Below are 11,659 nucleotides of genomic sequence, written 5' to 3' on the forward strand. Positions count from 1 at the left end.
TGAAAAATAGAAAGAGGGGTCAATTCATGTGGATTGAACAAAACCAATTAGATATCAAAACCATTAAATACATTGATGAAAAGGGAAAAGCGCTACAGACAGATATTTCACTAAGTGAGCAGCAACTTCTTGAAATGTACAAGGGAATGGTAAAAGCTCGAGTTTTTGATGTGCGAGCTATGAAACTGCAGCGACAAGGAAGAATCGGAACGTATGCACCTTTACAAGGACAAGAAGCTGCACAAATTGGAAGCGCTTACGCGACGGGTGAAAAGGATTGGATTTATCCAAGCTACAGAGAGATAGGAGTCTCTATCATGAAAGGAATGCCTATGGAAAGACTCTTTATGTATACAATGGGCCACTTAGAAGGACTGGCTCAACATGCAGCTAATGTCTTTCCTGTTCAAATCATTATCGGAGCGCAATACCTCCACGCAGTAGGCGGAGCATGGGCAAGTCAATATCAAAAAGAAGACAGTGTAGCAGTTGCCTATATTGGAGATGGTGGAACTTCAGAAGGAGATTTTCACGAAGCACTTAATTTTGCAGGTGTTTACAAATTACCGATTGTATTTGTTGTCCAAAACAATCAATGGGCAATCAGTGTGCCGTTTGAAAAACAAACGGCCAGTAAAACAATTGCTCAAAAAGCTTTAGCGTACGGCATTACGGGTGTGAGAGTAGATGGCAATGATGTAGTTGCCATGTACATGACGATGAAACAAGCAATTGAAAAAGCAAAAGCTGGTGAGCCGGTATTGATCGAAGCGGTTACATTCAGACAAGGACCTCATACTACGGCGGATGATCCAACAAAATACCGCCTACCCGATGAAGAGTCAGAGTGGGGTGAGAAAGACCCGTTAGTTCGTATAAAAAAATACTTAACAGAATCAGGTAGTTGGAATGAAGAAAAAGACCAACAGCTATTTGATGAAATGGCAGAATTGGTGACACAGGCATTTACTAAAGCACAATCAGAGGAACCAAGCCAATTAACGGATGTATTTGAACATATCTATAAAGAAAAAACACCGCAGTTAGTAGAACAGCAAGTACAAGCGGAAGGAGAGAAGCGTCCATGACGATGATGACTATAGTTCAAGCGATCAATCAAGCACTTGAAAGTGAAATGGAAAAAGATGAACGAATTATTTTACTGGGAGAAGACATTGGTAAAAATGGCGGTGTCTTTCGCGTGACCGATCGATTGTTTGAAAAGTTTGGCGAACGCCGTGTAGTAGATACACCCATTGCAGAATCGGCCATTATTGGCGCAGCTGTTGGGATGGCTGCGAGAGGCTTGAGACCCATTGCTGAAATTCAATTTATGGGCTTTGTGTTCGAAGCAATGGATCAATTGGTAGCACAGGCTGCCCGTCTACGGTTCCGCTCAGGAGGAACTCAAACAGCGCCGATGGTCATTCGAGTGCCATACGGCGGAGGCATCCGGGCACCAGAGTTGCATTCTGACTCTCTTGAAAGTGTATTTGCTCATTCGCCAGGACTGAAAATTGTCATGCCAAGTAGCCCGTACGACGCTAAAGGATTGTTAATTGCGGCCATGCGTGACCCGGATCCGGTATTGTTTCTAGAGCCTATGAAGCTATATCGTGCTTTTCAAGAAGAAGTGCCAGAAGAAGAGTACACAGTTGAAATTGGCAAAGCCAATAAGCTGCGTGAAGGAGAAGACCTTACAATTATTACGTGGGGACCGCCGGTTTATACCGTTAAAGCGGTAGCAGAAAAATGGTGGACAGAAAAAGGCGTCTCCATCGAAATTATCGATCTTAGAACGGTAGCACCGCTCGATATAGAAACTATCATCGCTTCGGTAGAAAAAACCGAACACGTCATCATCGTGCACGAAGCGGTCAAAACCGGTGGAATCGGTGCCGAAATTGCAGCAGTGATTAGTGAGAAAGCATTATACAGTTTAGCAGCGCCTATTCTTCGCGTCGCAGGTTATGACACTCCGTATCCAACGGCAATGGTAGAAGAAGAGTGGCTGCCAAATGAAAAACGAATTAACGCGGCAATTACAGCTGTGTTGGAGGAATAACACAAAAGAAAGGAGGACTTACATGTCTATCTATGAGTTTAAACTTCCTGACATTGGAGAAGGGTTGCATGAAGCAGAAATTGTAAGTTGGTTGGTTAAAGAAGGCGATCTAGTAAAAGAAAATGACAGCATCGTAGAAGTTCAAACCGATAAAGCCGTTGTTGAAATATCTGCCCCTGTTTCTGGAGAAATCGACAAGCTAGGTGGTGAAGAAGGAACAGTCATCAAAGTAGGCCAAGTGCTTGTTCGATTTTCTGGGATTTCAGATGAAAGAACACAAGGAGCTACTGCACAAGACACAGAACTTCCGACGCCACTTGACGAAATCCCAGCACCGACTACTGCTACTGAAGAAACGGCAAAAAAGAATCCGAACGACAGAATAGTAGCGGCACCTTCTGTACGGAAAGCTGCAAGAGATGCGGGAGTTAACTTAAGAGAAGTAGAGCCTACTGGCAAAAGTGGTAAAATTTTAGCGAAAGATTTGCAGCGGTTTATTGAAAATGGACAGCACATTCAACAAAAACAAGCGCAAAAGCTGGATTCAGTAGCAACGACTCAAACCGCAGTGTTCTCGGCAAGTGAAGACCGTGTAGAAAAAATTACCGGAACACGCAAACTTATTTTTGAAAAAATGACAAAAGCGCAACAACATGCAGTGATGTGCACAGGAATGGATGAAATCAACGTCAGTTCACTCGTTCAAATGCGTAAAACACTCTTGCTAACCGCAGAACAACAAAAACTAAAATTAACGTATTTGCCTTTTATTATTAAAGCAGTCACACATGCATTGAAAAAATACCCGATTTTCAATTCTTCTATCGATGAAGAAAACATGGCAATTCACTATCATCAAGGGATTCATATCGGCATAGCGACAGCTACTGAAAATGGATTGCTTGTGCCGGTCATCAAACATGCCGATAAAAAATCCATTCTCGAAATAGCAAAAGAACTTGAAGAACTAACGCAAAAAGCACGTGATAAAAAGCTTAAGTCAACAGACCTTACTGGAAGCACATTTACCATTTCCAATACAGGTAGCCAAGGCGGTTGGTATGCAACACCCATCATCAATTATCCAGAAGTATCGATTCTGGGAATCCACAAAATTAAAAAAGAAGCGATTGTTGTTGGAGATGACATTCAAATCGGTCACATGATGGGAATGTCGTTAACATTTGATCACCGCGTGATTGACGGAGAGCCTTCCGGAAGATTTATGCACAGCATTAAAGAATTATTGGAAAAACCCGAGTTGCTCATTTTAGAAGCAAAATAAATGCAACGAAAAAAGGAGAGAATGAGATGAAAAAATTTCTGTTATTATTGATGATTGCGGGACTGACGTTATTAGCCGCGTGTGGTAGCGAAGAAACAGCTAGTTCAACAACCGGTACAGAAGATAATGCTGAGCCAATCGAGTTAAGAATTGGGGTAGTCGTTGGGGATTGGAGTCCTCATTACAAAGGCGCACAAGCATTAGCTGATGCACTTGATGAAAAAACAGATGGCCAAATGAAGTTAACCGTATTTCCAGACGGTCAACTTGGTGGAGAACGTGAAATGCTAGAAGCGGTTCAAAACGGATCACTGGATATGGGATTGATCAGTTCTGCTGTGTATTCCGCATTCGAACCCAAAATGTCTGTTATCGATATTCCATATTTGGTTAATTCGTTCGATGAAGCAGAAGCTTTAATGGATGGCGAAGCAGGAAAAGCATTGTCTGCATTGATGCTTGAAAAAGGCATGCGCAACTTAGCATGGGGACATAATGATTTCCGTGTCATTACAAACAACAAGCAAGCTGTGGAAAAACCAGAAGATTTGTCATCACTTAAGATGCGCGTACCTGAAAGTAAAGTACTGGCTGACTGGTATTCCGACTTAGGAACAATGGCTACACCAATGCCTTTCCCAGACATCTATGCCGCTTTACAGCAAGGAGTAGTAGATGGTCAAGATAATGGACCTATTTTATCTTACGCCGCGAAATTTTATGAACATCAAAGTTATTTGACGGTTTCCAATCATCAATATTCACCAATCGGCTTTTTCGTTAGTGAAAAAGTCTGGGCGGAACTGTCCGATACGCAACAACAAGCTTTAGAAGAAGCTGCACAAGAAGCAAGTGAAGTTGAACGTCAAGCGATTAGAGAATTTAACGAAAACTCAATTACTGCAATGGAAGAAGCCGGTTTGGAAACGTTCCGTCCAACAGATGAAGAGCGAGCGGCTTTCAAAGAAACAACAACAAACTTGGTAGATGAAGTTCGAGCAGAAGCCGGTGAAGATTTAACAAACATGATTTTGGAAGAAGCTGGCTATCAAGAATGATGAATTTGTATTCTAAGTAAAGGGGAGAGGGCATGCTAAAAAAATACCTGCAAGTTAGTACGAAAGTACAGAATAGCATTGTAACAGGCTTACTCATCCTTTTATCGTGCGTCGTTTTTATTCAAGTGCTGGCAAGAAAACTAATGCCGATTCCACTCCCCTGGACAGAAGAAGTGGCTAAAATTTCATTGTTGTGGATTACGTATTTAGGCTTAGCAGCTACGTTTCAGCAAAATTATCACATACGCATCGACTTGCTCGATTCACTTTTGAAGACGCCTAAAAGACAAAAAATGATGGATATGTTTGTGCATAGTTTAGGTGTGCTGTTTGCTGCTGGACTTGTTTATCTGGCATTTAGTTATTTCCAAGAACAGTTAGCCTTTGGACAACGCACAAGTATTTTAAGACTTCCGATGTGGGTCGTCATTCTTCCAGTGGTCATCGGCGGCGTGTTGTCGTTGATACATTTTATCGTCAAAATTATCGCCAGCTTAACGGAAATGAGGAGACGTAAATGATTCTTATGCTAGTAACGTTTATCCTCGTCCTCTTAAGCGGAGCGCCTATTGTCTTTTCTTTTGCTTTTGCATCACTTGTCTATATATTTTTTGGCTCTAACTTGGCACCGGATATGTTTGCTGCTGTACTTTACTCAGGGCTCGACTCTTTTCCATTAATGGCGATTCCACTGTTTTTATATGCTGGAGAATTGATGAGTAAAGGAGGCATTTCGAAAAGAATCGTTGCTTTTTCCGCTTCTTTAGTAGGAAAAGTAAAAGGCTTTCTTGGCATTATTACCATTTTAGCCAGTGGCTTTTTTAGCGCAGTTTCTGGTTCAGGAGTTGCGACGGTTGCAGCAGTTGGAGGAATGATGATCCCAGAGATGAGACGAGCCAATTACCCTGCTGGATATGCCGCTACGTTAACGGCTTCGGGTGCTTTTCTCGGAGCGATTATTCCACCGAGTATCCCAATGGTGATGTACGGGTTTATATCAAATACCTCGATTGGTGATCTTTTTGTTGCTGGAATTATTCCGGGCCTGCTGTTTATTGTGGGATTCATTATAGTCAATCAACTGTACGTACGGAAGTTTGACTTGACAGAAAACGAAGAATCACAGCTGATTGTCGGAAACGAAAAACGACTTCGTAAAATCATTGTTACTGGAAAAACAGCATTTTGGGCATTGCTTATGCCTGTCATTATCATTGGCGGCATTTACGGTGGCTTTTTTACACCCACAGAATCTGCAGTTGTAGCAGTGGTTTATGCGGTGCTAGTAAGTTCGTTAATCTACAGAGAACTCAACTTGAGCGAAATTTTGGAAGCCTCCAAAATTTCGGCATTAAATACAGCAATGTTAATGGTAACATTGGTTTTTGCTACAATTTTTTCACGGTTGTTGACAATCGAGCAAATTCCGCAAAGCCTTGCTGCGTTTTTACTTGAGCTAACCGATCAAACTTGGGTTATTTTGCTGATCATCTTGTTATTTTTAACGCTGATCGGCATGTTGATGGATTCAGTAACGGGTGTTATTTTAGTAACACCGATTGTGTATCCCATCCTCGTACCCATTGTGGGATTGGATCCAGTTCATGCAGGAATTATTGTGGTCGTCACATTGGCAGTGGGCCTCATTACGCCGCCAATGGCGATTAACTTGTTTTTAGCTGGCAAAATAGCCGGTGCGACGATGGGCTCTATTTTAAAATACCTACCGGGTTTTTTATTTGTCTCATTTGTTGTTATTGTGATCGTGACTTTTGTTCCCGAACTGGTCATGTTTATACCGGATTTGATGGATTAAGAAGTTGATGTCTCTATAAAAAGAAAGGCTGTCCCAAAAGTCAAAAAAATGACTTTTGGTGACAGCCTTTTGTCGTTTTGGAAAAGAAAAGGAAGGTTCAGTACGCTATACCTGAAAAAATCTTTCTGTTAATCGAAATATTCTATTTTCTTTACATGAACTAAACAAATTGAGGTAGCATAAGAAATAGAGTACAAATTTCAATACAAGGGAGGAACAAAAGGATGAAAGGAATTACACGCTTTTCGAATAACTTAATGGAACGCTATTTACCGGACCCGTTTTTGTTCGTCATTATCTTAACAGTGGTCGTTTTTGGACTGGGTTTAGGTTTAACCGATTCCTCACCGGTACAAATGGTAGCGTTTTGGGGTGAAGGATTTTGGGCGCTACTCGCGTTCTCGATGCAAATGGTCTTGGTGCTCGTTACCGGATTTGTCTTAGCAAGCAGCCCAATCTTTAAAAAAGGATTAGGCAAGCTGGCGAGTTTCGCCAAAACGCCAGGCAGTGCCATCATATGGGTAACTTTAGTATCACTTGCTGCGAGCTGGATCAACTGGGGCTTTGGGTTAGTCATTGGTGCGTTGTTCGCAAAAGAATTGGCAAAGCGCGTTGGAAACGTCGATTACCGTTTGCTCATTGCCAGTGCCTATTCAGGATTTTTAATTTGGCACGCGGGGTTCTCAGGATCGATTCCGTTATCAATCGCAACAGAAGGCCACCCGTTTGTTGATAAAATCGGCATCATTCCAACGAGTGAAACGATTTTTGCGAGTTACAACTTAATCATTGTGGCGGCATTAGTGATTAGTGTCCCGTTATTAAATCGATTGATGATGCCGAAAAAAGAAGAAACAGTTGTGGTTGATCCGAAAGTGCTGGTGGAACCAGAAGTTGAAGAACAACCGGCTAAAGCGGACATGACACCAGCAGAACGTTTGGAAAACAGCTGGGTTTTATCGATGGTCATTGGCGCGATGGGAATTGCTTTTATTGTTTATTACTTTATCCAAAATGGCTTTGCGTTAACACTCGACTTGGTGAACTTTATGTTCTTGTTCCTCGGAATTCTTTTCCACGGAACACCGCGCAAGTACTTGATCGCGGTTCAAGAAGCAGTCAAAGGAGCAGGCGCCATCATCGTCCAATTCCCGTTTTACGCAGGAATCATGGGCATGATGACAGCATCTGGTTTAGCAGCCGTCATTTCAGAAGCGTTCGTCAATATTTCAACAGTCGACACGTTCCCACTTTTCGCATTTCTTAGTGCCGGACTCGTTAACTTTTTCGTTCCATCTGGTGGCGGACAATGGGCTGTACAAGCACCAATTATGCTAGAAGCAGCTGAGATGTTGGGCAGCGATCCCGCAAAAGTCGCGATGGCTGTTGCATGGGGAGATGCCTGGACAAACATGATCCAGCCGTTCTGGGCATTACCTGCACTGGCGATCGCCGGATTAAAAGCAAAAGACATTATGGGCTTTTGTGTGATTGTCTTGGTGGTTAGTGGTGTTGTGATTGGGGCAGGATTGTTGTTTTTGTAAAGTAAAGATGGAGAGTGGCCTTGCCTATTTTTGGGTGAGGTCTTTTTTGGTGTTCTAAATAACACGAGTTTAAAAGAAATAGTTATGCAACGAAGATAATTCAATTCTATATAGATAAATACTTTATATTTCTGTTTAAGAATAAATCCTTTTGTAAGTCATAAAAGTGTATAAAGAAGATAATATTAATAAAATCGTTGAAATATTTCGTTTATTGTACCTGTATTAGTAAAATAATGTTAACATATTTATATGAAAAGTAATGTAATTTAACTAAGTCATTGTAAATAGTTTCATTTAAAATAAAACTATTTGTTTAGTAGTTAGATCTAAAATAAAAAGGAGTGGTAAAAATGTCAATTCAGACGTTAACTAATACTATCCAATTTTCACCTATAAGCAATATAGAAGAATATAACTTTCATCCTGTTTTAAAGCGTTTTTATGGCATGGGTGTTCAGGGATTAGTGCGGGAGAATATACAAAATTCTATCGATGGAAAATTAGTAGGAAGCGATAAACCTGTTATTGTAAATATTGAAACGGGAGACATGAAGAAAAATAGCATACCTGGTATTGAAGAAATAGAGGATCATATTCATAGTTTAGTAGGCCGTAATAATTATACCAAAGAAACTATAGAGCATATGAAGAAGTCAATTAAAGAAAACAATGTTAGATACATTTCATTTGAAGATTTGAATACGCGCGCTCTTACAGGTGCACGTAATGGCCAAAGTAATTCGCCAGAAGATACATTTGGTATTTATGCATATAATAAAGGATTTCATTCAGAAGAAAGTGATGCTTCTCTTGAAACAGCCCGCGGGGGATCACATGGTATTGGAAAAATAGCTTCTAATGCTGCTTCAGATATACATTTAATGTACTTTGCTAATTGTGATGAGCATGGTGATCAGCATCTGGGTGGGACTATCCAATTAATCGAGCATATTCATGAAGGTAGTTGTTATCGGGCCTCAGGGTATTTCTCTAAAGTTCAAGAGATTTATGGAGGACAAACAAAATACATACCGTTTGAAAATGATTTTGACCAGGTTTTTCAAAAGCAACAGAGAGGATTAAAAATAGTTATTCCGTTCTTTCGAAAAGAATTTGATAATGAAAAAAACATTATTAAAACTGTTTGTGACAATTTCTTTGTAGCTATATTAAATGGGAGCTTAGTAGTAAATATAAACGATCAAGAACTGTCTGCAGAAACAATTTTGCACTATATGAAAAACCCTAGCTATTATGAGCAAGATACAACGAAAATGAAGAAAGAATTTACGCAATTATATGTAGATACCTATTTAAATTCAGAGCCAAAAGATTTAGTGGTAACAAATGGAATAACCAATTTCAACTTCAAACTTTACTTTGTTTACAATGAGGAAATACCAAAAGGACGAGTAGCAATTTTTCGAACCATGGGAATGAAAATTGAAGACTTTAAAGTAGCTAGCAATGCGTCGAAACCATTTAATGCTGTATTAATCGGAGGTGCACGTGAAGATCAATACTTGAAATCATTAGAAAATGAATCCCATACTAAAATTTCTCATGAGAGTATAGATGATCCTCAGTTGAAAAGACAAGCACGTCAATTTATTAATAGTCTCTCACGCGAAATTGCTCAAATTATTGAAGAAGAAATGAAGAAAAACAACCCTACAGACGGTTTTATGGATACTGGAGATGTACTATATACAACCGAATTATCCTTCAAAGAAGAACTGAAAAAATCATTGGGTACTGTAGTAATAAATAAAGGTAAATCCATCATAAAAGCATCTATTGATTCACCTTCAAAAAGGGTTGCTAAGGGAGAAAGCAATAAGAACGGTGGGAAAAGAACGGGTGATACAGATGCGCAAATTGGTTTAACGCGCAAGAAAGATCTATCAGATGAGGCAGAAGAGTCTAAAGAAGTGTTTAGTGTGAATCCGAACTTAGTAGAACGAATTATCTTACCTAATAAAGAGGTTGTCCAGTTTAATTTTAGTGCTTTAAAAGAAATGAAAAATGTTGAAAAATGTGATATTGCATTTCGCATCGTAGACGGTAAAGGGGACGAATATCCATTTGATCTGAATAGCAATTACGATACTATCAGTGACCGGAAATCCCAAGAAAAATATACAGTCGAATCTCATATGGTAAAAGATGTGAATATTAATGAAGGCGTTATTGATTTAGAAATTGAATTTAATGCTAATTATAATCGTTCGCTAAAATTCATTTACTATGTGGAGGTATAGAGATGATTTATAAAAAAGAAGCAAACTTTCCATATCCAGTTTTAACAAATTCTTCGATGAGTTATACAGAAAGTGAATTCAAGTTGGATATTGATCTTGAAGAAAATATAAATATGTACCGTTTTGAGATTAAGCATGTAATTACATCTTCGTTCTTGTCATACCTACTAGATATAGGGAAAGCAAAGTTGATACTAATTTTACAATCTAAGGATAGTAAGTTCTACAGTTTAGAAAATGGACAGAGTTATGTAGAAATTCCGAAATCAAGAATTTCACTAAGTAGTCGAACATCTCTTCAATTGCATTTGCAATCTACTCAGGAGATATCGTTTCGAGATAATCATGATCTTAATGACTTTTATACATCTTTTAAAAATGAAATTATTGTACCAAAGCACTCTATTCTTGGTTTTTCAAACATTGTTTTATTTGACGGTAGTAGCACAAATCCGCTTGAATTGTTTGAAAAAAAACTTGATGAATCATTGAAATCAGATATAAAAATAGAACTAGGATCTGAAACGATAATTATTCACTATAGAAATAGTGAATTTCAATTTGGATCAATGCCTAAGAGTCATGCTCTAAATAATACTTATGTATATATGGGATTACGTGCAGCTTTGCAAGAATTTATCGGAAAGTATAGCGATGAAGGAGAAGACACAGTCGAAATTTCTCAAATCAATCCGCCATCTAATATGCTTGATTTTAAGTTGTATCAATTAATGACTAAGAAAATGATAAAAGATTTAAACTTACAAGTTCTTGATCAAGTAATATATTTGATTTCAGATCGCATCATTGAGAAGCATGCTACAGCTGTTAAGGAGTTGGCTACTAATGGAAGTTAAAGTGAGGCTCTTAAAAAATGGATATGATAAAAGTGATGAATTTTATGAAGATTTTAAAGAAAATCGCACCTTAAATAACGATGAGTATTTTACTGAGGAAACGGTTTCATTTCCTAGTAATGTCCCTTTTCCAATATATATGGGGAAGGGCAATGAAGAGCAAAGAAAAGAGCAATTCTTAGAAGCATTTAAAGTGTTATCAGAAAACTATATCTCCTCAGAGCGGGATATTCACTTGGACGAAAAAGCATGGCATTCATTTCTCGTGACACATCTAAGAGAGTATATGATTGAAAAGTATCCAATTATATTAGAGAACCAAAAAGAGTTTTCCAATATAGTGACGAAAAAATTTGACTGGGAAAATTATATTTATAAATGTGTTCTTGCTACAGAATATGTAGAGGATGCAAGTTCAAATTCGCAAGAGAAACTACGGTATTATAATTTAATTGTGGATAATTTAGATTTGTACAATTACATCATCAAATATGAAGTTTTTCGAAATGGAGATTTTTTATTAAAAATATTAAATGTAGTTGATGAACTTGGAATTTCAAGTATCATGAAAGCTAAAATTAAAGATCGTCCAGAGCTAGGTAAGGATGAAAGGTATGGACGTCGTGTTATTTTTGAACTTAATAAAGCATATCCTGTTGTTATGACTCCGATGCTGGAGCTGGAAGACTTAAAAGAAGCAGTACTAAAAGAATTGGGAAATTACTATGATGTATCGCATATTATTAGATATTTATAAGAACTAAAATAGA

10 protein-coding genes are annotated in these 11,659 nt (G+C 38.7%); all 10 read left to right on the forward strand.

What is annotated here, in order from left to right; genetic code table 11:
* The first annotated feature begins 26 nt into the window (after positions 1-26).
* The 10 genes from pdhA to I858_RS03150 all read left to right on the forward strand — a co-directional run bounded on the left by pdhA (position 27) and on the right by I858_RS03150 (position 11,646).
* Complete coding sequence (gene pdhA / locus I858_RS03105; RefSeq protein WP_049694466.1) at positions 27-1,088, forward strand: pyruvate dehydrogenase (acetyl-transferring) E1 component subunit alpha; 1,062 nt, start codon at positions 27-29, stop codon at positions 1,086-1,088.
* Complete coding sequence (locus I858_RS03110) at positions 1,085-2,065, forward strand: alpha-ketoacid dehydrogenase subunit beta (protein ID WP_049694467.1); 981 nt, start codon at positions 1,085-1,087, stop codon at positions 2,063-2,065. Before pdhA ends, I858_RS03110 begins: the two co-directional genes overlap by 4 nt.
* 22 nt (positions 2,066-2,087) lie before the next feature.
* Positions 2,088-3,350, forward strand: a complete 1,263-nt coding sequence (locus I858_RS03115; protein WP_049694468.1) for a dihydrolipoamide acetyltransferase family protein — start codon at positions 2,088-2,090, stop codon at positions 3,348-3,350.
* Positions 3,351-3,376: 26 nt separating this feature from the next.
* Positions 3,377-4,408: a TRAP transporter substrate-binding protein gene (locus I858_RS03120; protein WP_049694469.1), complete on the forward strand. Its 1,032-nt coding sequence runs from the start codon at positions 3,377-3,379 to the stop codon at positions 4,406-4,408.
* Between the two features lie 32 nt (positions 4,409-4,440).
* Positions 4,441-4,929, forward strand: coding sequence for a TRAP transporter small permease (locus I858_RS03125; RefSeq protein WP_049694470.1), 489 nt, complete (start codon positions 4,441-4,443; stop codon positions 4,927-4,929).
* Complete coding sequence (locus I858_RS03130) at positions 4,926-6,224, forward strand: TRAP transporter large permease (RefSeq protein ID WP_049694471.1); 1,299 nt, start codon at positions 4,926-4,928, stop codon at positions 6,222-6,224. Before I858_RS03125 ends, I858_RS03130 begins: the two co-directional genes overlap by 4 nt.
* A gap of 224 nt (positions 6,225-6,448) precedes the next feature.
* Positions 6,449-7,768, forward strand: coding sequence for a short-chain fatty acid transporter (locus I858_RS03135; protein ID WP_049694472.1), 1,320 nt, complete (start codon positions 6,449-6,451; stop codon positions 7,766-7,768).
* Positions 7,769-8,121: 353 nt separating this feature from the next.
* A complete protein-coding gene (locus I858_RS03140) occupies positions 8,122-10,032 on the forward strand; it encodes a hypothetical protein (RefSeq protein ID WP_049694473.1) in 1,911 nt (636 codons plus the stop codon).
* 2 nt (positions 10,033-10,034) lie between these two features.
* Complete coding sequence (locus I858_RS03145) at positions 10,035-10,889, forward strand: hypothetical protein (protein WP_049694474.1); 855 nt, start codon at positions 10,035-10,037, stop codon at positions 10,887-10,889.
* A complete protein-coding gene (locus I858_RS03150) occupies positions 10,879-11,646 on the forward strand; it encodes a hypothetical protein (RefSeq protein WP_049694475.1) in 768 nt (255 codons plus the stop codon). The genes I858_RS03145 and I858_RS03150 overlap by 11 nt, the downstream gene beginning before the upstream one ends.
* The last annotated feature ends 13 nt before the right edge of the window (positions 11,647-11,659 follow it).

The sequence above is a fragment of the Planococcus versutus genome, assembly GCF_001186155.3.
Classification (GTDB): Bacteria; Bacillota; Bacilli; order Bacillales_A; family Planococcaceae; genus Planococcus; species Planococcus versutus.